Source organism: Winogradskyella eckloniae, assembly GCF_013249045.1.
GTDB lineage: Bacteria > Bacteroidota > Bacteroidia > Flavobacteriales > Flavobacteriaceae > Winogradskyella > Winogradskyella eckloniae.
The window spans coordinates 112,909-134,667 of sequence record NZ_JABRWP010000008.1 but is presented as its reverse complement, the minus strand read 5'-3'; the positions used below and the strand labels follow the sequence as shown (position 1 = coordinate 134,667).

Genomic DNA, 21,759 nt, shown 5'->3' with positions numbered 1-21,759 from the left:
CTTACTAAAATTACTAACCTTTAGCACTTTTCTTTATTCACAGGTTCGATCTAGAACTATTTCATTATTACTATCATTAATATTATGTAACACTAATTGCGCTGCTGTACATTCTACAACATACCAACTCCCGTTTATAGCCTGAATATTTGGGCCAGCTACATTTGAAAATTCAATTACAACTAAATCATTTGGTTGTGAAGTAGACCAATTAGCATCTATTGTGATGGTATCATTGTAAATTACAACACCACCTGTGGTATCCTCAAAATTAAAATTATAATCGCTTAGATTATCGCTTCCATTATAACTCGTAATATGCCATAGACATTCTGTTAATATACCATCTACATCGCCTTCTGTACAATTACCTGCACTACAATTATTGACCAGTAATTGAATCAAAAATATTTCAACTTCACCGTTAATTTCTACTCTGGTATAGATAAACGAATTTAATTCTGCTGTTTGATAATTTTCAGGATTTATTATAGCATTCATAGCTGCATCTGCATCAGATTGCGTGATGTGATACGTTACTTCATCTGCAGTTGGAATACAATTTGAAAAAGCTAACGGAAGATTAAACTCATATAATACTGCTGCATCGGTATAACATGTTTCTAAGATGGCGTCAAAGCTTTCAAAACATTCAAAATAATTACATTCAGTGGTATTTAAAAAGATTGAATAAATTTCAAAATTCCCACTTTCTGCTTCAATTCTAAGGTATATTTCGCTTGTTGCCGCCCAATACGATTCTGTATCTACAATAGCATTAGTATTAGCTTCTGCATCTAATTGTGTAACATGAAAGGATGGTGTAAAACTATACTGGCAATCTATTAAACCAATGGTGTCCGCACTTAGATTAAATTCTGCTTCGAGATTTGGGCCTATACATGCTACCAATTCGAAAACACCAAAACAATTAAAAACTAAATCATCATCATTTTCACAATCTTGCTCTAAAACTAAGCTTTGGTTTCCTTTTACTAATTCTAATCGATCATCATCACATTCTACAATTAACCACTCTCCTCCTAAATCATTTTGAAAAGCTGTTAAGTCTGAAAGGGTAATAAAAACACCTTGATCTGTAGACGACAAACTCCATGCGCCACCAATGGCAGATGTTGCCATACCTTCTGAAATTAGTAATTCGCCATTTGCATTAAAAATTAATTGGTAATTATCATAATTTCCGGTAGCATCTGAAAAATCCCATGGACATTCTTGTAAAATATCACTTATATCTGTTATAGAACAATTAAAATCAGGATTACAGTTTTGCTCTAAAAACATTCCGGTACCATCTACCGCTATATACTCTAAACTAATATTTTCTGATTCACAGGCTACAACTAACCAGTTTCCTAACTGAGCTTCATAATAATATAACGATTCAATATGCAACACCAATCCTACATCTGTAAGATCTAAGGACCAGGTCGTTGTATATGGATTTTCTAACACACCTTCTATCAACACATTACCATCGTTACTAAAAGTAAATTGTAATGGTCCGTCTAAATTTTCTAAATCATTATTAGTGTATAAGTAAACTTCCCAAGGGCATTCTACTAAATTTAACGCTACTTCGTCCTCTATACAATTATCATTGTCATCTTGGCAATATTGTTCTGCATTTTCAATGGCCTCTGCTAACTCTTCATTCGTATTAACCGCTATAACGTCTCCATTAGTATAAGCGATAGATACAGGAAAATTTAGACTAACAATTAACGCATTATCATCTTCCTCTAACGTATTTAAAAACACATATAACGCTTGATCATTTTCTATAGTTATAGTATCTACTAAATTAAATCCTGAATTAAAAACCGAAAAAGAAATAGGGTAAACAAAATCTGCACATGAAATATTATCGGTATCAGATCCATTAGAAGCACATTCTTCTATAAAAGTATGTAACGCTTCGGAATTTGCAATAACAACTTGATTATAGTCATTAAAAATAATAGTAATTGGAAATATAAAATCTAAAGCATCTTCGTCAACCGATACATTATTTAATAAGGCTTCTAATTCCTGTAAATCCTCTTCAGTCTCTATAACAATTGTAATATCACTTACAAGCACAGTTACTGGTAAATCTACTGAAAAACAACTTGCGTTATCTAAAAAATCATCTGTAGAACCATCAAGAGTTGCAGTGCTGCTCATTAAATTCACTAATGCTGAATTTGGGACTAGAGTCTCTTGATCATTAGGCAATTCTATATCAGTGATCTCATCTTGACAAGATGTAAAAGCAAAAAGGGCAAAAAGGACAATTGAAAACAAGTAGCTTTTAATGGTTTTCATAGCTTCTTTAGATTTAACTATTTACCATATAACAAGTTAAAAGACAAAACTCCTACCCTAAAATATTAAAATTTTATTTATAATTTGTAGCACCTAATTAGACCTATGAGTAAACCTTTACACAACAACATTTGCGAAGCTCAATTATTTGAGCGCATCTATAAAAAGCATGCTAAAAATCTACATGATTTTTTGTACTACAAGTTTGGCGAACACTTAAATCCGCAAGACCAAGTGCAAGAAGCTTATATTAAATTATGGCAAAATTGTAGTAAGATTGCTCCAGAAAAAGCCAAGAGTTTCTTATTTACAACTGCTAATAATTTAATGCTCAATGTTATTGCCCACAAAAAAGTAGTCTTAAAACATACAAAGAAACCACAAAAACATGCCACCAATGAAACACCTGAGTTTGTTTTAGAAGAAAAAGAGTATCATCTAAAATTGCAAAACGCCATAAATAACCTAACCGAAGCACAACGCGTTGCTTTTTTAATGAACAGAGTTGAAGGCAAACGGTTTAAAGAAATTGCAGAGCTACTCGATATTTCTGTAAAAGGTGTAGAAAAAAGAATCTATGGCGCGTTAAAAAAGTTACGCGAAGAGATTGATGAGATTTAATTGGTTGATGGTTGATGGTTGATGGTTGATGGTTGATGGTTGATGGAAATAAAAAACTTTGAAATAAAAAAAGGTAGGGATTTTTTAACATAAGCTGTTATATACCTGAATTACGATTATGAAACGAGAAGAACTCATAAAAAAATGGTTAGACAATAATCTCAGTACTGAAGAGCAAATTGCTTTTGAGCAGTTAGAAGATTATAAAGATTTAACCAAATTGGATAGCGCATTAAAAGGATTTAAAGCGCCTCAATTTTCTGTGGACCATAACTACGAGTCACTACTCCCAAAACTTAACCATAAACGCTCTCATTCTAAACCTTGGTTAAAACCTCTTCTGCGAATGGCAGCTGTATTAACCATAGCAGTAAGTGTTTATTTTTACACATCAAACTCAGATACGCAAGTCAACACTCTAGTTGCTGAGCAAAGTTCTATCGCATTACCAGATCATTCCACAGTGCAGCTAAATGCCAATTCTACATTAGCATTTAATGAAAAAAATTGGTCTAACACCAGAGAAGTTACCTTGCAAGGCGAAGCTTTTTTTAAGGTTGCTAAAGGCCAAAAGTTTAACGTAATTACATCTGACGGAATCGTTAGTGTTTTAGGGACACAATTTAATGTAAAACAACGTGAATCTTACTTTGAGGTTACATGTTTTGAAGGCTTAGTTGGTGTTACACACAACAATACAACCGTAACGTTACAGCCAGGTCGTACTTTTAAACTTATTGATGGGAAACTATTAGCTAATGAAAAAGAAAACGCTGTGCAACCCAATTGGTTGCATGGCGAAAGTAGCTTTAAAACCATTGCTTTAAAACATGTTCTGTCTGAGATCGAAAACCATTACGATATTCGTATAATCGCAGACGAAATAGACACTTCGCGTTTGTTCACAGGAAGTTTTACACATAATAATTTAGATTTAGCCCTGAAATCTGTTACAATACCATTAAATTTAAGCTATAGCAAATCAGGAAAATCTATTTTACTAAAGCGTGAATAAAAAATTACTAAGTCTAATTTTCTTCATATTATCCATTACATTCTGTAACCGTACACATTGTCAGGAACAGGAAAAACAGCCACTTGCTCAAATTATTTTATCGCTTGAAGAAAAATTTAATGTAAAGTTTTCATACGAAACTAAAGCCATTGAGAACATTAAAGTCATTCCTTTTTCTGATAATTTAACTTTAAAACAAGTTATAGAACAGCTCAAACAAAGCACACCTCTTCATTTTGAAATATTAAATGATCGTTTTATTACAATTACGCCAATACAACCAACAGAACCAATACATCGTATTCAAAAACTAGAGGAAGTTGTTGTTGTTAACTATCTTACCAAAGGTATTTCTAAAACCAATTATGGTACTATAGAAGCCGACAAAAAAGCATTTGAAATTCTCCCTGGATTAATAGAGCCAGATGTCTTACAAATTGTACAAAACCTTCCAGGAATTATAAGTGTCGATGAACGTATTTCTAACATTAATGTTCGAGGTGGAACAAATGACCAAAATTTAGTTTTATATGAAGGGATTAGAATGTATCAATCTGGCCATTTTTTTGGTTTAATTTCTGCCTTTAATCCATATTTATCTGAGAACATAACGGTTTCAAAAAATGGCACAAGTGCTAAATATGGTAATGCCGTATCGAGCACAATTGCAATACAAAACACAGAAGAGTTAAACCACACTAGTAGTGCAGGACTTGGTGGCAATATGTTAAGTGTCGATGGATTTGCCAAAATTTCATTATCGAAAAAAGTAGAATTACTGCTCGCCACAAGACGCTCTTACACAGATTTAATAGTTTCTAAAACTTATGATTCTTATTTTGATCGCATCTTTAGAGACTCTGAACTAAACACAAGCAATACAACGCGATTAGCTCTAGATGAACGCTTTTTGTTTTATGATTTTAATGCCAAACTATTGTACAACATTGATAGCTCAACCAAACTCCGAGTTAATCTACTCAATATGTATAATAACTTAGATTACAATCAAGTTTTTATTAATCAAGACAATGACATAGAAGAAACCAACAGCGTTCTCAACCAAGTGAGCTATGGTGCAAGTGCTAATTTTTCTAAACAATTAAAACAAGGCCTACTTTTATCTACTCAGATCTATTACTCTAACTATGACTTAGATGCCAAAAACCACAATATCACACGTCATCAACAATTAGAACAAGAAAACAAAGTAGAAGACTACGGTTTTAGAATTGATGTTTTAAATTCAATAAATTCTAATTTAAATGTAAATCTCGGTTATCAATTTAACGAAGTTGGTGTTACAAATTTTGAAGATGTTACTAATCCTAATTTCACAAGTTTAAAGAAAGAAATTATAAGAACACATGCCGTATTTGGTGAAGTAGAACGCTATTCTAAATCTAGAAATACCAATTTAAGATTTGGAGCAAGAATTAGTTATTTTGGTAAACTAAAAGAATTAATTATTGAACCGCGTTTTGCTTTTAATCAAAAACTCACAGACCAATTTAGATTAGAAATTTTGGGCGAACTAAAAAGTCAAGAAATTACCCAAATCACAGATTTACAGCAAGATTTTTTAGGTATAGAAAAACGACGATGGCAGCTCGCAAACAATAGCACTATTCCATTAGTTAAAAGTCAACAAATTTCAGCGGGTTTAAGCTACAACCAAAACAATTTACTGGTTTCTCTAGAGGCATATTACAAAAATGTTGGCAGCATAACAGCGCAGAGTCAAGCGTTTCAAAATCAATTTCAATTTAACAATGATATTGGCTCATACACTATTAAAGGAATAGATTTTTTAGTCAATAAAAGACTTCAAAATTTTAGTACTTGGCTGAGTTATTCTTATAGTAAAAACGAGTATCATTTTGAAAATTTAAATAACGGAAATGCTTTTTCAAACACATTAGATTTGCAGCATGTTGCTAACACATCATTAACCTATAGCAAAAACAATTTTAAAGTAGGTTTTGGTATTAATTGGCATTCCGGAAGACCATATACAACACCATCAATTGCGCAGAATAACAATAATGCTGTTATAGAATATGATGCACCAAACAACGCACGATTACCAAGTTATTTTAGAACGGATATTTCCGCGATTTATAATTTTCAATTAACAAAAGACATAAAAACAGAAATTGGTGCTTCAATATGGAATCTGTTTAACCAAACCAATATTGTGAATCGCTATTACAGTTTAAATGCTGATGATACCATTACCGAAATTAATAATCGTTCTTTAAAATTAACACCCAATATTAGTTTAAGAATCAATTTTTAGTTGTTTATTGTATGACCAATCATCTAAAACAGTAATGCATACTGCTATCAATTTAAAATTTTTTATTGGGATTTTTGTCGTTGTTTTTTCTCAAAATTGCTGGACACAATCCACTTCTAATTCTGGTAACACGTCAGTATTTGTTAGCCCAGAATTACACATCGGAAAAACATTAGAAGCCAATACGCAATTTCCTAAAACAAAACTTCAAAAAAGTTTATTTCTAAGTCTTGGACGATTCAATTTTAATAAAAATAAAGAATGGGCTGCTCGTCTCAATTACCCAAAGACTGGTATTTCGTTTGGCTACACCGATTTTGGTAATTCGCAGAGCGTAGGCCATGCTTACAGCATTTTACCCTTTATAGAGTTTTCAATTTTTCAAAATAAAATTAAAGGCTTAAACCTACAAACTGGTTTTGGGAGTTCGTACATTAATGTACAATACAATGCGAATACTAATGCATTTAACAGAGCTATTTCCTCTAAAATAAATTGGTCTTTTAGGTCCTTTCTTTTTTACGACGTTATGGCAACAAAACGGATGGATTGGCGAATTGGCTTAGGCTATTTACACCATTCTAACGGTCACACTAGCTTACCTAATCAAGGCTTAAACTCTATTGCAACAAGTATATCTACAACAATTAAAAATAAACATCTCGACACTTTAAATTTTGAACAACCCAATCACACTACTAAATCTCAAAATTATCTTTCCGCAAGAATTGGAATTGGTCAAAATGTACTTTCTAAAACAAACAACAATGAAAAAGAAGTTTATTCTATAGCAGCTTCAGCCGGAAAAATTATTAATAACACCTTTAAATTTGGTGGTGGATTTTACTATAGATTTTACGAACATTACTACGACTACATCAACACTAATGGCACTCTAGTCTCTGAGCAATTTCCACATTACACTAAAAATCCTTTTGGCTATGCTACAAATTTTGGTCTATTTGCAACCTCTGAGTTATTAATTGATCATATTGGTTTTGAACTCGAAATTGGACTAAACATCTACAAACCATTTTATAAAATAGATTGGCAGCTTAATCAAGGCTATTCGTATCTAAATGGAAACGGTGAAACCGTAGAAGTTTTAGGCGAATTAGATTGGTATTACGAAATAAAACGAACCATTTCTTCAAGAATGGGATTAAAATATTATTTGTGGACGACTAATAAAGCGCCAACACATAATCTTTATTTAGCTGCACACATCAATGCCAACCTTGGGCAAGCCGATTTTACAGAACTTAGCTGTGGATATATCTACCGATTTCAACTAAAAGAGAAAAACAAAAGCAAATGACAGAAAAGGAATTATACACATTAAAGTATCCTATAGGTGAATTTATTACACCTAAAGTGATAACAAAAAAAGACATAGAAAACTGGATTAACACCATAGAATCGCTACCACAATCTATTATAGCTTTAACCAAAAACCTTAATGAGGTAGAACTTAAGTACAAGTATAGACCTCAAGGATGGACCATACAACAAGTAGTACATCATTGTGCAGACAGCCATATTAATAGTTTGCTGAGATTTAAACTCACACTAACCGAAGACTCTCCAATTATCAAACCCTATTTAGAAGATAAGTTTGCACATTTAATAGATTATAATGAGCCTATTGATTCTTCAATTTCTATTCTTATAGGTGTGCATAAAAAACTAGGCGTATTATTAAAAAGCCTTACCGAACAGCAATTAAAACTTGAGTTTGTTCACCCAGAACATGGCAAGCGGTTTTCTTTAGAAGAAACAATTGGAATTTACGCTTGGCATAGTAATCATCATGTATCTCATATTAAGCAAGCGTTAAAATTTAAAAGCCTATATTAATTAACACAAAACCCTGAATAATATTCAGGGTTTTGTGTTTTTAGTATGAGTTCTAGACAATTTATGGTGTACCACTTACGGTTTTACCTTTATCACTTTGTTGTTGTTTTTCAATACTTTTCTTAATTTTATTTATTGCAGTTTCAATAGATTTATCTGGCTCTATTAGATTAAATTCTCCCCAAAAATTAGGGTCTGAAAATCCAGAAATGGCATCAGTAATTATTACAGTAGGCCTTAATTTATCTTTATTCTTAATTTTTTTATCTGCAGTGTTAACTTCCCAATCCGTAACTGCCATTTCACTAGATAAGGTATACACTTTATTAAAAATCTCTCGTTTTTTATTGACTTTAAACTTTAGGCTTAGATTAGAATAACTGTAATACCATTTACTACCCTTTGCTTTATAGTCTACCTTATAAATCGCCTCAAGAGGATAAACGACAATGTCACTTGGTTTTTTCCTTACCAAAAGGTTTTTAGTCTTATTCATATCACTAACATCTAGCGCATAATTAGCACTAACCAGTGCCAAAGTTTCTACATCAATGAAAAGTTTACCATGATAATTTACTTCAAAGGCATTATCCACAGGTTTAAAATCTACAACATATACATTTCTATTATTAATTGTTGAAGGCTCATTAAACACAAAATCATAAGATTGAATACTCTCTTCTGTAAAAATATATTCAGGATATTTCATGATATCTAGATATACTGTAGAAAATGGTCCTCCTTGTAGTTTAACAGAGACCGTATCTAAACGTTTATAATCTGTACTCTTTCGCGCCTTACCTAATTGTATTGCATCACGACTTTTAGAAGCGTTTGGCTCTTTTAGAATATTCACTACAGCTTCTGTTAGTGACACATTTCTACTTCTTCGTTTTATAGTTTCTCTGTAAAAAGCAGTCATATAAACAGACTCATTTTGAAAATTTTTGTTCTTATCGTCAAACACTTTTCTTACTAAACTCTTAGCATCTTTAAATGCAGAAATACTAACAGCCGATAATGTTGTCACTGCTGTATATAATTTTACTGTACTATTGGCGCTCAATTCTGATAGCGGAATAACATAAGTATTATATCCTAATAAAGAAATCATAACTTTAGAATCTCCATAACTTTGAGGTACTTTTAATGTAAACTCACCTTCCGAATTTGAAATAGTACCAATATTGGTGCCGTTAATATGTAAGCTCGCAGCTTCTAAAGCTTTGTTGGTTTTACCATCTATTATTTTTCCGTTGTACGATTTAAAAGCAGATTGTGCATTTACTGATACCGTAAAAAATAGAAGTGCAAAAAAGATGTTAGAGTACATCTTAAATTTGTTTGTTCTTTCCATAACATTGTTTTTTTAATTAGCTATTTATTTCACACTAATTTACAACAATTCTCATTTAAGCTATAAAAACCCTGTTGTAAAACCGTAAACAATTATTATTCTTCACTTTTTTAATTTCCTAAAAGCAGAGGGTGTTTGCGTTGTAAACTTGGTAAATGCTTTATAAAATGTTACTTTATTATTAAAGCCACTTTCTAAGGCAATAGCCTCTATTTTAAGATGTTGGTATTTAGAATCGTGTAAATATTGTTTCGCAATTTCAATTCTGTGCTTATTGACATAGTCATTAAAATTCTCAGAAATGTATTCAGAAAATGTTTGGGAAACATGATGTTGTTTTTCATTTAAAATTTCACTTAATCCCGAAATATTAAAACGTCCATCTAAGAAAACTTTGTCATTTTTAAATGCCTTTTCAATTTTAGCTTTAATTCTTTTCATGTCTTTTTCATTAAGATTAGACCCAAAATATTTCTTTTTAATTTGAAGTAAAAACTCTGGGTTGTTAACCAAAAAGTATCCAACGCCAAAAATCAAAAAGGTAAGAATGACATAGAACCACGCAAAATCTCTCCAGCTATTCGCATAATGTGTTAAATAAGTAATGAGTAAGGAAGAACAAACATAAGCCAATACTAAAAACACAGCGTATTGTAAGCGTTTCTCTGAAAGCTTAGCTTTGTTCTTAAAAAGAAAAATAGAACATCCTATAGCATACAGCATCATCTGTAAGGCTAAAAGGTAATTCCATACCATGGTTCTAGAATTAAAATTTTCGTAAACATACTGTGCACGTACAGTGCCTTCCATTAACAGTACATCACCATAACCTATCCAAAAGACTACAATGGGCAGTAGATGCAAAAAGTCTATGCCTTTTAGTCTTTTTTTATCAAAAACTAAACATTGTAAATGGATAAAAACTAATGGTCCAAACAGAAAAGCGACCTCAAAATAAAACCAATCTACAAATTCTGTATAAATACTAACCAGTTGGCTTGAGCCATATAAAAAAATTAAAATATGAAACCCAACTAACGCAATAAGTGCAGATAAGGAAATATGACGTAATTGTCTTTTTTTAAAAAAAATGCCTCCTGCTACAAAAAATGCAACAAAGACTTGGGTTAACAATATATAACGAACAATTTCCAAAATACCTCAAAATGAATGAATACAATTTAAGGCTAATTTTTGTGGATTAAAAAAAAGACTACAAAAAACACCAATTACATACGCTCTGGAACCTGTATTCCTAAAACCTGAAATGCATTTTTTATAGTCTGACTCACTATTCTAGACAACTCAACTCTAAATTGTTTTTCTTGTTCTGAATCCGCACCAAGGATAGATACATTTTGATAAAACGAATTAAACGCTTTTACTAAATCGTAAGTATAATTAGCAATCAATGCAGGACTGTGCTGTTCTGCTGCATTTTGAATAACTTCCGGAAACAACTCTAATTGCTTAATAAGCTGTTTTTCTTTTTCATGAAGCGGTAATTCTGTATAATCTACAGGCTTAGAATTTGCATCTGCTTTTCTTAAAATAGATTGAATTCTAGCATATGTATATTGAATAAAAGGACCTGTATTTCCTTGAAAATCTATAGACTCTTTTGGATCGAATAATATTCTTTTCTTAGGATCTACTTTTAAAATATAATATTTCAATGCACCTAAACCTATGGTTTTGTACAAGGCTTTCTTTTCAGTGTAGTCATAGTCTTCAAGCTTTCCTAATTCTTTAGAAATCTCTTCAGCTGTATCTGCCATTTCTTTGATTAAATCATCTGCATCTACAACGGTGCCTTCTCTACTCTTCATTTTTCCGCTTGGTAAATCTACCATACCATAACTTAAGTGGAACAGATTTTTAGCCCAATCAAATCCTAATTTCTTCAAGATTAAGAATAAGACTTTAAAATGATAATCTTGCTCATTACCTACAGTGTACACCATGCCACCAACGTCTGGAAAATCCTTAATACGCTGAATGGCTGTACCAATATCTTGCGTCATATACACAGCGGTTCCGTCACTACGTAAAACTATTTTTTCGTCTAAACCGTCTTCCGTTAAATCACACCAAACAGAACCATCTTCTTTTTTAAAGAATACGCCAGTTTTTAACCCTTCGGCAACAAATTCTTTACCTAATAAATAGGTATTGCTTTCGTAATAATAGGAATCAAAATCAACACCTATATTTTTATATGTAACATCAAAACCATCATAAACCCATTGGTTCATTTTTTTCCAAAGCGCAACAACGTCTTCATCTCCTGCTTCCCAGTTAATTAACATTTCTTGAGCTTCTAGTAATAAAGGTGCATTTTTTTTCGCTTCTTCTTCTGTCTGCCCATTCTCAACTAATTCTGAGATTTGTGCCTTATATTCCTGATCAAACTTCACATAGTAATTTCCGACTAACTTATCGCCTTTTAAAGTTTCAGAAGGCACTTCTCCTTGTCCAAATTTCTGATAAGCCAACATACTTTTGCAAATATGAATACCTCTATCATTGATAATCTGTGTTTTATAAACCGTCTTTCCGGAAGCCTTTAAAATTTCTGCAACACTATATCCTAACAATACATTTCTTACGTGACCAAGATGCAGTGGCTTGTTAGTGTTTGGTGAAGAATATTCTACCATAACGGCCTTATCTTCTTTTTTCTCAACAAAGCCATAATTGCTTTTATCTTTTATAGTTTGAAAGAAATTATGGTAATAGCTATCGCTGATTTCAATATTTAAAAACCCTTTTACAACATTAAATCCTTTTACTAACTCTACATGGTCTAACAAATATTGACCAACTTGTTCTCCAATGACAGCAGGATTTCCCTTCACAACTCGTAGCATAGGAAAAACAACAACCGTAATATCTCCAGCAAACTCTTTGCGTGTGGCTTGAAATTCTACAGATTCTAATTCCGATTGGAACAATGCATTTATTGCTGATTTTACATGTATTTCTAAAGTCTCTTGAAGAGTCATAATTCTGTTATATTTTGGCATTTAAAAACGTTTGCAAAGATAGCAGATTTATTGTTTTTATTAGCAGTTGGACTCACATAATTATTGACCTATAATTTTCAAAGTCCCTTGGACAACAACAAACATAACCTATTGACAAACAATAAATTAAAGGCAAGATGCATTTCGTCGATGAAACTGTATTACCTCCAAGATTTCTGCCGTTAATCGAAATGACTTTTTCGAATTATAATTTTTTCAACCGTTTATCTAATTTATTCGTATTAAATCTTAATTATTAGCATATTTGTTTTGATAGTAGCATTTTTGAGACGCTATTAATCTAATGTCCCAAACATTAATGAAGCTTAATAATGAAACTTTAACCAAGTTGTTATTGTTTAGTGTTAACTTACTTTTTCTATCCCTCTATAAAAGTTTTTCTCACCAAAACAGCGCAATTCGTTTTAACGCTATTTTAAGATGAAACAGTTTATTACAATAGCTGTTTGTCTCATGTCGTTTGCTCTTTTTTCTCAAAATGAAAAAATAGATGAACTAACAGTACAATTAGCGTATATGAACGCAGACTCTACAAAAGTAGACAAGTCGCTTGTGCTTATAAATGAACTTTATAAGTTAAAGGAGTTTGACAAGGCTTTACTTTTTGTTAACCAAACATCAAAACTTGCTGAGGAATTAAATTATATAAAAGGCATTGCCGAGAACACGTATTTTAGAGCCTTAATCTATACAGAACGCAATGACTATTTTAATGCCATAGACAACTACAATACATCGAGAGACTTATACCTAAAAATAAAAGATACTCTTGGTATTGCTAAGGTTAGTAATAGTATAGGACTTATTGAAATAAAACGTGGCAATTATGCTGTTGGTTTACAAAATTCTTTGTCTGCCATTTCCATTTTTGAAAAACAAAATCTTAATAACGAATTAAGCGCAGCGTATAATAATTTAGCAGAAGCTTACTACAACACAAACCAAATTGATAAAGCCATTGAATTTAATTACAAAGCTTTAGAAGTAAGAAAACTAATTAAGGATAAGGACGGAATTAAAAACTCCACAAAAAATATAGCTGAGCTTTACTCTTTACTTAAAGAACATAGAAAAGCTATTGAATATTACGAAAAAGCATTAGATATATTAAACCCTAAAACCGACCATGAATTACGAGGCGAAATTCTTCCTAAACTTGGTAGCGAATATTTACGCTTTAAGGAATATGATAAAGCTTCTGAATATTTAGTTGAAGGATTAAAATACAACAGAAAACAAGATAATAAAGAAGGTCTGTTACGCGCACTAAATGCAATTGGCAACTTAAACCTTCAGAATAAAAAAGTAAAATTAGCTGAGAAACAATTAAATGAAGCTTATGCTATTGCTCAAAAAACAAATAATAAAAAAGAATTATTAGAGAATTACAAACTTCATATGGCCTTAGATTCTACTCAAGGACAGTTTCAAAACGCCTTTTTTTGGCAAAATAAATTCTATAAACTAAAAGATTCGCTTTCTAAAATAGACCAACCTGTTTTCCCAACAAAAGTAGATCCTTTAGATTTAACGCCTACTGAAAACACAAGCAACACGGCAATTGAGCCAACTAAAACAACTTTAAAAGAACAAGAACCAAGTGAAACACATGCTTGGAATCATAACGCAACTCTTTTTTATGTTTTAATTGCTTTACTAGCCCTTGTATCCGCGCTTCTTGTATATAGTTTATTAAAAACAAAATCGCATAAAGACGAATTAGAAAAGCAAAAAGACAAATTAGATCAAGAACAGATTAGAACCGAAGCTATTTTAGAACAAACACATCATTTAGAAGAAGTTAACCAAGTTAAAGACAAACTTTTTTCTATTGTATCACATGATTTAAAAGATTCGATCTCTTCTATAAAGGCGTTTTTAGACTTATTAAAGGAAGATAGCATTTCTAAAGATGAGTTTTATGAATTAATACCAGAATTAAGTGAGAATGCTGATAACGCAAATGCACTTTTATATAATCTATTAAATTGGTCTAAATCTCAACTGCAAAATTTAGAACCAAAACCAGAACTGTTTAATATCCAAGATGTTTTTCATACCAAAATTGCATTGGTAGAACAAAAAGTGGAAGATAAAAATATTGTACTTATTGACGAATCGCAAAATGGATTAGTTTATGCAGATCGTAGCATGGTAGAAATTGTAGTGCAAAATTTAATTACCAACGCTGTTAAATTTAGCCGAATTGGTGATGTTATTACCATATCTAACCAAGTCCTAAATGGCAAAGCAATAATCTGTGTTGAAGACACTGGTGTTGGTATTGCTAAAGAAAATATAAGTAAGCTGTTTGCATCGCATAAGAACTTTACCACGACAGGTACAAAAAACGAAAAAGGAACTGGTTTAGGTCTAACTATTGCAAAAGATTTAGTAGAACTTAACAACGGAAAAATCTGGGTAGAAAGTACACAAAACGTAGGTAGTAAATTCTTTATTGAGCTACCAAGTACAGACACAAAATCTTAAGCCGTTAAGCAAAAAACGATATTGGTTTGCAAATAATAATTAAGCCTTAGGAAGAAAAACCTCAGCCATCATACAGCGAGCACTTCCACCACCACAGGTTTCTATAGTATCTAATGAGCTCGATAGAATAGGACAATATTTTTCTATAATTTTAATTTGATGAGGCGTTAAACTCTTATGAGCTGCTGCACTCATTACTAAATAAAGCTGATTATTTTGTCCTCGTAACTGCAGCATATTACCAGCAAATTGGTGCATTTGTGCTTCGGTAATTGATACAATTTCCTTTCCATCTTGCTTTAAATGTTTTACAACATTTTTACGCTCTTTTTTATCATCAATAGTATCTAAACATATTACTGCAAAGTTCTCTGCTAAACACATCATTACGTTAGTGTGATAAATTGCTAATCGCTGGTCATTTACAGTCTGATTTGCCGTAAAAATCACTGGAGAAAACTCAAAATCTTCACAAAACTCAATAAACAACGCTTCATCTGCTCTTGGTGATAACGCACAATAGGCCTTTCTATTTACACGATCTAAGGCCATACTGCCCGTTCCTTCTAAGAAAACACCTTCGAGTTCTGCTGAAGTATAGTCTACTATATGTTCTATTTTAAACCCTTCTTCTTCTAATCTCACAAAGACTTCATCTCGTCGTTCTTTACGTCTATTCTCTGCAAACATTGGATATTTAGCAACATCACCATTACTATGAAAACTTACCCAGTTATTAGGAAAAATAGAATCTGGCGTATCCAATAACGCATCATCATTCTCCACAATAACATGGATGCCTACAGCACGTAATTTCTCTACAAAAGCATCAAATTCGTTTTGCGCTTTTAGATTGATTTCTGTTTGCTTTAAATCTATATTTTCTTGAAAATAGTTATTGATTGCAGTTTGCTCATTCATCCTAAAATTAACAGGACGAATCATCAAAATTGTATTTGTAGTTTGTAGCATTTATAACGAGATAATGTAAGTTGCAAAGTTATTGTTTTTTAATACGATATAAACTAAAAACTAATTATGAATTTTTATCCAATTTAAGGCCTCTGTTTTATTACTAAAAGTTTGAATATTCCAAGATTTACTCTCATTTATTGCAATTAAAAACTCCGTAGATTTTTTACCAACATACCCTTCTACAACAACAGCCATTCCTTTTATTTCTCTTAAATTAGCTATTTCATTTTGGGCTTCAAATGTGTAGGTGTAGGCAAATTTTTTATTAATAAGAAGGAAAAAAGGGGCTTCTAAATGCTCCAATAAGGTTGCATGATATTCTTCCACCATTTGTAAATCCATTAATACACCTTGGTATATAATAACCTCGGCGATATTAGGCTCAAGTACAATAATTTCACCGAAGCTTAAATAATGAGTTTTCATGTGGATAAATATAATTAATTTTATAGCAAATCAAAACATCATGAAAAAAATCTATTGCCTATTTCTAATCCTTTATACATGCGGTAACACTTCAGAAAATAAAGATGAGACACCACTAAATACGAGCATTAATTTCACGACTGTTTTTGAAAAAAGTAAGGGATTAGAAACCGCTACCTACGAAGAAACCATAAAATTCTATAACGATCTAGCGAATCAGTATCCAGAAATTTCAATACAAACCATGGGTGAAACAGATTCCGGAAAACCGCTGCACCTAGTTACTTTAAATTTTAATACTACCGACCATGATTATCAAAGTTTACGAAAAAATAACAGGATCTTATTAATAAACAATGGCATTCATCCAGGAGAATCAGACGGTATTGATGCTACAATGATGCTTTTTAGAGATTTTGTACAAGGAAAAATCAAGGCACCAAAACACACCGTTATAGCAACTATTCCTATTTATAATATTGGTGGCAGTTTAAACAGAAACTCCACAACAAGAACGAACCAAAACGGACCAAAAGCATATGGTTTTAGAGGCAATGCAAGGAATTATGATCTCAATAGAGATTTTATTAAAGCAGACACTAAAAATGCAAAAGCCTTTGCCGAAATTTTCCACCTTTTACAACCCGATGTCTTCATTGACAATCATGTTAGTAATGGTGCAGATTACCAGTATACTCTAACGCATTTGTTTACGCAACATAACAAATTAGGTGGTCAGCTTGGTGCGTTTTTAAATGACCAAATGATGCCAAAACTAGAGCAAAAACTCAAAACTAAATCTTGGGACATAACGCCTTATGTGAATGTTTTTAATAAAACACCAGATGATGGATTTAAGCAATTTTTAGATTCGCCTAGATATTCTACTGGTTATACCAGCTTGTTTAACACCTTAGGTATGATGGTTGAAACACACATGCTAAAACCATACAAACAACGCGTCGAAGGCACCTACGAAATCATGAAAAGCATGATTGAAATCACGGAAGAAGATGGCAAAAAAATTACACAGCTTAGAGCAGAACAACGTAAATTATGGTCCGCAGGAAAAGTATATCCTATTTCGTGGGAAATTGATACCACAAAATCATCTACTCTTAACTTTAAAGGTTACGAAGGTGAAATGGTTAAAAGTGACTTAACAGGTGCTAATCGCCTAAAATATAATAGACAAAAGCCCTTCACTAAAAAAGTAAATTATAAAAATTATTACCAACCTAGCGCGACCATTACAGTACCAAAAGCGTATATAATACCTCAAGGTTGGCATAATATTATGGATGCATTAACCATTAATAAGGTTAAATTTTCAACCTTAGAAAAAGACACTATAATTAATGTAGAAGCGTACAAAATTGGTGCTTTTGAAACTAAAAAATCGCCATATGAAGGTCATTACGCACACTTTAATACAACCGTAAATTCGACCTCAAAAAACATACAATTTAAAAAAGGAGATTATATGGTGTTTACAAATCAAAATGCTGTGCGTTATCTATTAGAAACCTTAGAACCAACAGCACCAGACTCCTTTTTTAACTGGAATTTTTTTGATACCATCTTACAACAAAAGGAAGGATTTTCACCTTATGTTTGGGAAGATAAAGCCACACAACTTTTAAACGAAAATCCTAAACTTCAAATAGAATTTAATATAAAGATTAGTTATGATGAAGATTTTGCAAATAACTGGTATGCTCAACTAGATTGGTTACATAAACAAAGTAAGCATTATGAAAAGGCACATATGCAATATCCTATTTATCGTGTAAATTGATATGCATTTATTTTTAAGCTCACTATGATTCAAGCTCAACATTGTAATTTATGTAAATTCCCAGAAATGGATCTTAAGGTTGGTCTTACCTGTGGTTTAACGCACAAAAAGCCAAAATTTAAATCACGATGTCCCGATCTTCAATTTAGTAGCATCATGACAGAACAAGTCACTAACGTGTGTCATGAGATAGAAAAATTAAATAAAACTAAATCATATATCTATTTCAACTTTGTGCTATTAAATGCCCTTGGTTTACTCATTTTAATAATTGCTTACTATGAGTTAAAGAATACGTTAAAATTAGATTTTAGCTATATTGGTTACAAACACTTTAATATCTATTATACCTTTTACTTTTTAGGAACCACGAGCATGTCCTTAGCTTGCTACAAGTTAATTGTATTTAGAAAAACAAAAAAACGTTTAGAAATTGAAAAACATAAATTGGCTTCAATTCTCAAAACCTACAATTTATCAATCAATTCAGTCATAAGGTCGCAATAATCAATTAAACCAAAACCTTAATATTAGCATAGCTATTTTCTAAGGCTTTTATAGATGCCTGTTCATCTAACCATTCTACTTTAGTAATGCCTTCTTTAATTTGAGGGTAAAGTTTTCCTTCAAATTCTGTTTTCATTTCAAACCAGTAAGTTACTTTAATTTTATGTTTCCCATTACGTTTAAAAATATGGTATGTCGTTGGTAATGGTTTAGTAATAGATAAGCCCTCTATACCTGTCTCCTCTTCTACCTCTCTCATTGCAGTTTGTTCTATGGTTTCTTTTCGTTCTGCTTTTCCTTTTGGTAAATCCCATTTATCATTCCTATAAATAAAAAGAATTTCATTTTTAGCATTATACACCTTTCCACCACCAGCAACAACATTTGGCAAAAGTTTTAAAAATTTCTTTAAAAGCTTATCCGGATTTTTATGAATTAAATGTACGGCTTGTAAATCTGTTTTATTCATAGTCTTAATCACCTTACCAATGTTAAAAGATTTTAAAAGAAATGACTTAAAATCCGTCTCTTGCTGTATCTCAGAAGTTAAAATAATAGGTTTATCACCTACATAAATAGTGTGCATGCTTAGCTTCGTTTTACTATGATATTGTAAATTTATTATTTTTTATGACAAACTATTTGAAATGAAATTTATTTTCGATTAAAATTTTATAACCTTTATATTTCATTATTTTTGTAACATGATTTTTAACAAAGAAACAGCAAAAAAAACAGCAGAAGTTTTATTACAAATTAATGCTATAAAACTACAACCCAATGATCCATTTACTTGGGCTTCTGGCTGGAAATCACCAATCTATTGCGACAATAGAATTGTATTATCATTTCCTCAAATAAGAAATTACATTAGAGAATCAATTGCCAAAAACATTGAAGAACTCTACGGAAAACCAGATGTTATCGCTGGTGTAGCAACAGGTGCTATTGGTATTGGTGCTTTAGTGGCAGAATATTTAAATCTACCTTTTGTTTATGTAAGACCAGAGGCTAAAAAACATGGCCGTCAAAACCAAATTGAAGGCTTTATACAAAAAGGACAAACCGTTGTTGTTGTAGAAGATTTAATCAGTACAGGAATGAGTAGCCTCAATGCTGTAAAAGCTTTGCATGAAGCCGAAGTCAACGTAAAGGGCATGGTTGCTATATTTTCTTATGGGTTTGATATTGCTACAGAAAATTTTAAAGGTGCAAATGTAGAATTACACACACTAGGTAACTATGAAAATCTATTAGAACAAGCTTTAGACACGTTTTACATCACTAAAGAACAGCAAGACATTTTAGCCCAATGGAACGCTGATCCGAGTCATTGGAACGCTATTTGATACTCTAAAGTTAAACCGTTTACAAGTGTATTTTATTACAATACTAATAAAACCAAACACTTTAAATTAAAAAAACAGTATTACAATGAAATTAGAATCACCAAAAGTTACCTTAAATAAATCTACAGAAGACACGTTTAACTTTCTATCTGATGTTAAAAATTTTGAAAGTTTAATGCCAGAAAACATAAGTAAATTTGAAGTATTAGAAGATGACAAATTTCTTTTTGCATTAAAAGGAATGCCAGAAATTGTACTGAAAAAAAAGGAAGCAATACCACATAATAAAATCGTATTAGGTGCTGCAGGCGGAAAATTAGATTTTGCTTTAATTGCAGACATTACAGAAACTGGAGAAGGCAAAACCGATGTAAAACTAAATTTTGAAGGCGAATTTAATGCTATGATGGCTATGATGATAAAAGGGCCTATTAATAAATTTATTGAAACCTTAGTGACAAATATGAAAACTGCTATTTAATATAGCAGTTTTACTTCTTTTAGATCAAAAGTTTTAATAATATCATCTTCTGTCCAAACACATAACTGACCACTTTCTGTAACACCCTGAATGATACCTGAAAATTGAGTACATTCATTAGTTTGAAACGTTGAAGGTTTATTTTTTCTGAACAAAAGGTCTTCATATTCTGTTTTAATTTCAGCAAAATTCTTAGACGCTAAAAGTTTAAAATAAATTTGAAGTTGTTTTAGTACTTCCGACAAAATTTCATCCTTATTATAAACATGCCCTGTAATTAAACTCATAGACGATGCCTTAGGTAGGTTATAAAATTCTTTTTGGTTAACATTAAGCCCAAAACCTATAATAGAACCTTGTATATTATTTTTTTTTATGACATTTTCTATTAATACACCACAAATTTTGGTGTCTGCTGACAAAATGTCGTTAGGCCATTTAATACTTAATTTCGGAATATTAAAACCACTTAAGGCCTTGTAAATTGACAATGAAACAACCATACTTATATAAAATTGATCGCTAACAGGATACAGTGATAAGCGCTTAAACACGCTAGCAGTTAGATTCTTACCCGATTGCGCGTGCCATTTTGCACCTCTTTGCCCTCTGCCATCAGTTTGTGATTCTGTTACCACAACCGTGAAATCTTTAGGTATAGCAACAGATACCAACCCTTTTAAATAGGAATTTGTAGAGTCAATGGCATTAAGTTTGATTATATACATTAAAAATGCAATTTATTTTATGGTTTTCTTATGAGAAATAGCACTCACAAGAACTAAAAAAATAATAACTTTGCACAAAATTAACACAATTTAATGACGAAAGATAAAATCCCTACAGATCAACTCATCACAACGATTATTGGTGGTATAGAAGAGGTTAAAGGAAAAGAGATTACTTTATTAGATTTAAGAGAAATTGAAAATACGGTTTGTGATTACTTTATAATCTGCGAAGGTACTTCAAATACACAAGTAAATGCAATCGTTAATTCCATACAAAAACAAGTTAGCAAAACACTAAAAGATAAACCTTGGCACATTGAAGGGACTGAAAACTCTGAATGGATTTTAATGGATTATGTCAATGTGGTCGTACACGTATTTCAAAAACAGATTAGAGAATACTACGACATTGAAAGTCTTTGGGGAGACGCTAAAACTACGCAAATAGAAACAAGTTACTAAAACGATACAAGCTACT

The 21,759-nt window shown here is 31.7% G+C and carries 19 protein-coding genes; 11 read left to right on the top strand and 8 right to left on the bottom strand.

Features of this window, described 5'->3' with window-relative positions; all coding sequences use genetic code 11:
- Window positions 1-33 precede the first annotated feature (33 nt).
- Window positions 34-2,328, bottom strand: coding sequence for a hypothetical protein (locus tag HNV08_RS13595; protein WP_173281895.1), 2,295 nt, complete (start codon window positions 2,326-2,328; stop codon window positions 34-36).
- A 105-nt stretch (window positions 2,329-2,433) separates the two neighbouring features.
- Between HNV08_RS13595 and HNV08_RS13590 the strand changes: the two genes are divergently transcribed.
- The 5 genes from HNV08_RS13590 (at window position 2,434) to HNV08_RS13570 (ending at window position 8,120) form a co-directional block, all read left to right on the top strand.
- The gene (locus HNV08_RS13590; RefSeq protein ID WP_173281894.1) at window positions 2,434-2,949 is read left to right on the top strand and encodes an RNA polymerase sigma factor; all 516 of its coding nucleotides are present in this window, start codon (window positions 2,434-2,436) and stop codon (window positions 2,947-2,949) included.
- Between the two features lie 118 nt (window positions 2,950-3,067).
- On the top strand, window positions 3,068-3,964 hold the full coding sequence (locus tag HNV08_RS13585; protein ID WP_173281893.1) for a FecR family protein: 897 nt from the start codon (window positions 3,068-3,070) through the stop codon (window positions 3,962-3,964).
- On the top strand, window positions 3,957-6,263 hold the full coding sequence (locus tag HNV08_RS13580) for a TonB-dependent receptor plug domain-containing protein (protein WP_173281892.1): 2,307 nt from the start codon (window positions 3,957-3,959) through the stop codon (window positions 6,261-6,263). The genes HNV08_RS13585 and HNV08_RS13580 overlap by 8 nt, the downstream gene beginning before the upstream one ends.
- Before the next feature lie 34 nt (window positions 6,264-6,297).
- Entirely contained in the window at window positions 6,298-7,581 is a 1,284-nt protein-coding gene (locus HNV08_RS13575) for an acyloxyacyl hydrolase (protein WP_173281891.1), read from the top strand.
- Complete coding sequence (locus HNV08_RS13570) at window positions 7,578-8,120, top strand: YfiT family bacillithiol transferase (protein ID WP_173281890.1); 543 nt, start codon at window positions 7,578-7,580, stop codon at window positions 8,118-8,120. Before HNV08_RS13575 ends, HNV08_RS13570 begins: the two co-directional genes overlap by 4 nt.
- A gap of 61 nt (window positions 8,121-8,181) precedes the next feature.
- On the opposite strand, the gene HNV08_RS13565 is transcribed toward HNV08_RS13570, so the two are convergent.
- The 3 genes from HNV08_RS13565 to argS all read right to left on the bottom strand — a co-directional run bounded on the left by HNV08_RS13565 (window position 8,182) and on the right by argS (window position 12,482).
- Window positions 8,182-9,477, bottom strand: coding sequence for a carboxypeptidase-like regulatory domain-containing protein (locus tag HNV08_RS13565; RefSeq protein WP_173281889.1), 1,296 nt, complete (start codon window positions 9,475-9,477; stop codon window positions 8,182-8,184).
- A 102-nt stretch (window positions 9,478-9,579) separates the two neighbouring features.
- On the bottom strand, window positions 9,580-10,611 hold the full coding sequence (locus HNV08_RS13560) for an AraC family transcriptional regulator (RefSeq protein ID WP_173281888.1): 1,032 nt from the start codon (window positions 10,609-10,611) through the stop codon (window positions 9,580-9,582).
- A 95-nt stretch (window positions 10,612-10,706) separates the two neighbouring features.
- On the bottom strand, window positions 10,707-12,482 hold the full coding sequence (gene argS / locus HNV08_RS13555; RefSeq protein ID WP_173281928.1) for an arginine--tRNA ligase: 1,776 nt from the start codon (window positions 12,480-12,482) through the stop codon (window positions 10,707-10,709).
- 462 nt (window positions 12,483-12,944) lie between these two features.
- On the opposite strand from argS, the gene HNV08_RS13550 reads away from it, so the two are divergent.
- The gene (locus tag HNV08_RS13550) at window positions 12,945-15,014 is read left to right on the top strand and encodes a tetratricopeptide repeat-containing sensor histidine kinase (protein ID WP_173281887.1); all 2,070 of its coding nucleotides are present in this window, start codon (window positions 12,945-12,947) and stop codon (window positions 15,012-15,014) included.
- A gap of 39 nt (window positions 15,015-15,053) precedes the next feature.
- Here HNV08_RS13550 and ctlX read toward each other — a convergent pair whose 3' ends face one another.
- Together ctlX and HNV08_RS13540 are read right to left on the bottom strand one after the other, a co-directional pair.
- On the bottom strand, window positions 15,054-15,986 hold the full coding sequence (gene ctlX / locus HNV08_RS13545; RefSeq protein WP_173281886.1) for a citrulline utilization hydrolase CtlX: 933 nt from the start codon (window positions 15,984-15,986) through the stop codon (window positions 15,054-15,056).
- 60 nt (window positions 15,987-16,046) lie between these two features.
- Window positions 16,047-16,415, bottom strand: coding sequence for a hypothetical protein (locus HNV08_RS13540; RefSeq protein WP_173281885.1), 369 nt, complete (start codon window positions 16,413-16,415; stop codon window positions 16,047-16,049).
- A gap of 40 nt (window positions 16,416-16,455) precedes the next feature.
- Between HNV08_RS13540 and HNV08_RS13535 the strand changes: the two genes are divergently transcribed.
- On the top strand, window positions 16,456-18,213 hold the full coding sequence (locus HNV08_RS13535; RefSeq protein ID WP_173281884.1) for a M14 family metallopeptidase: 1,758 nt from the start codon (window positions 16,456-16,458) through the stop codon (window positions 18,211-18,213).
- 24 nt (window positions 18,214-18,237) lie between these two features.
- The gene (locus HNV08_RS13530) at window positions 18,238-18,720 is read left to right on the top strand and encodes a hypothetical protein (protein WP_173281883.1); all 483 of its coding nucleotides are present in this window, start codon (window positions 18,238-18,240) and stop codon (window positions 18,718-18,720) included.
- 4 nt (window positions 18,721-18,724) lie between these two features.
- Here the strand turns inward: HNV08_RS13530 and HNV08_RS13525 are convergent, their stop codons facing one another.
- On the bottom strand, window positions 18,725-19,306 hold the full coding sequence (locus HNV08_RS13525; RefSeq protein WP_173281882.1) for an NUDIX hydrolase: 582 nt from the start codon (window positions 19,304-19,306) through the stop codon (window positions 18,725-18,727).
- Window positions 19,307-19,424: 118 nt separating this feature from the next.
- Here HNV08_RS13525 and pyrE point away from each other — a divergent pair, with 118 nt between their 5' ends.
- Together pyrE and HNV08_RS13515 are read left to right on the top strand one after the other, a co-directional pair.
- The gene (gene pyrE / locus HNV08_RS13520) at window positions 19,425-20,069 is read left to right on the top strand and encodes an orotate phosphoribosyltransferase (protein ID WP_173281881.1); all 645 of its coding nucleotides are present in this window, start codon (window positions 19,425-19,427) and stop codon (window positions 20,067-20,069) included.
- Between the two features lie 85 nt (window positions 20,070-20,154).
- Window positions 20,155-20,550, top strand: a complete 396-nt coding sequence (locus HNV08_RS13515) for an SRPBCC family protein (RefSeq protein WP_173281880.1) — start codon at window positions 20,155-20,157, stop codon at window positions 20,548-20,550.
- Here the strand turns inward: HNV08_RS13515 and HNV08_RS13510 are convergent.
- The gene (locus HNV08_RS13510) at window positions 20,547-21,278 is read right to left on the bottom strand and encodes a biotin--[acetyl-CoA-carboxylase] ligase (protein WP_173281879.1); all 732 of its coding nucleotides are present in this window, start codon (window positions 21,276-21,278) and stop codon (window positions 20,547-20,549) included. The two genes, HNV08_RS13515 and HNV08_RS13510, sit on opposite strands and share 4 nt — an antisense overlap.
- 93 nt (window positions 21,279-21,371) lie before the next feature.
- On the opposite strand from HNV08_RS13510, the gene rsfS reads away from it, so the two are divergent.
- Window positions 21,372-21,743, top strand: coding sequence for a ribosome silencing factor (rsfS, locus tag HNV08_RS13505; RefSeq protein WP_173281878.1), 372 nt, complete (start codon window positions 21,372-21,374; stop codon window positions 21,741-21,743).
- Window positions 21,744-21,759 lie beyond the last annotated feature (16 nt).

What these genes read in the sequence shown, in the direction of transcription:
- HNV08_RS13595 (WP_173281895.1), bottom strand. Translation starts at nt 2,328, where the DNA reads ATGAAAACCATTAAAAGCTACTTGTTTTCAATTGTCCTTTTTGCCCTT.
- HNV08_RS13590 (WP_173281894.1), top strand. Translation starts at nt 2,434, where the DNA reads ATGAGTAAACCTTTACACAACAACATTTGCGAAGCTCAATTATTTGAG.
- HNV08_RS13585 (WP_173281893.1), top strand. Translation starts at nt 3,068, where the DNA reads ATGAAACGAGAAGAACTCATAAAAAAATGGTTAGACAATAATCTCAGT.
- HNV08_RS13575 (WP_173281891.1), top strand. Translation starts at nt 6,298, where the DNA reads ATGCATACTGCTATCAATTTAAAATTTTTTATTGGGATTTTTGTCGTT.
- HNV08_RS13570 (WP_173281890.1), top strand. Translation starts at nt 7,578, where the DNA reads ATGACAGAAAAGGAATTATACACATTAAAGTATCCTATAGGTGAATTT.
- HNV08_RS13565 (WP_173281889.1), bottom strand. Translation starts at nt 9,477, where the DNA reads ATGGAAAGAACAAACAAATTTAAGATGTACTCTAACATCTTTTTTGCA.
- argS (WP_173281928.1), bottom strand. Translation starts at nt 12,482, where the DNA reads ATGACTCTTCAAGAGACTTTAGAAATACATGTAAAATCAGCAATAAAT.
- HNV08_RS13550 (WP_173281887.1), top strand. Translation starts at nt 12,945, where the DNA reads ATGAAACAGTTTATTACAATAGCTGTTTGTCTCATGTCGTTTGCTCTT.
- ctlX (WP_173281886.1), bottom strand. Translation starts at nt 15,986, where the DNA reads ATGCTACAAACTACAAATACAATTTTGATGATTCGTCCTGTTAATTTT.
- HNV08_RS13540 (WP_173281885.1), bottom strand. Translation starts at nt 16,415, where the DNA reads ATGAAAACTCATTATTTAAGCTTCGGTGAAATTATTGTACTTGAGCCT.
- HNV08_RS13535 (WP_173281884.1), top strand. Translation starts at nt 16,456, where the DNA reads ATGAAAAAAATCTATTGCCTATTTCTAATCCTTTATACATGCGGTAAC.
- HNV08_RS13530 (WP_173281883.1), top strand. Translation starts at nt 18,238, where the DNA reads ATGATTCAAGCTCAACATTGTAATTTATGTAAATTCCCAGAAATGGAT.
- HNV08_RS13525 (WP_173281882.1), bottom strand. Translation starts at nt 19,306, where the DNA reads ATGCACACTATTTATGTAGGTGATAAACCTATTATTTTAACTTCTGAG.
- pyrE (WP_173281881.1), top strand. Translation starts at nt 19,425, where the DNA reads ATGATTTTTAACAAAGAAACAGCAAAAAAAACAGCAGAAGTTTTATTA.
- HNV08_RS13515 (WP_173281880.1), top strand. Translation starts at nt 20,155, where the DNA reads ATGAAATTAGAATCACCAAAAGTTACCTTAAATAAATCTACAGAAGAC.
- HNV08_RS13510 (WP_173281879.1), bottom strand. Translation starts at nt 21,278, where the DNA reads ATGTATATAATCAAACTTAATGCCATTGACTCTACAAATTCCTATTTA.
- rsfS (WP_173281878.1), top strand. Translation starts at nt 21,372, where the DNA reads ATGACGAAAGATAAAATCCCTACAGATCAACTCATCACAACGATTATT.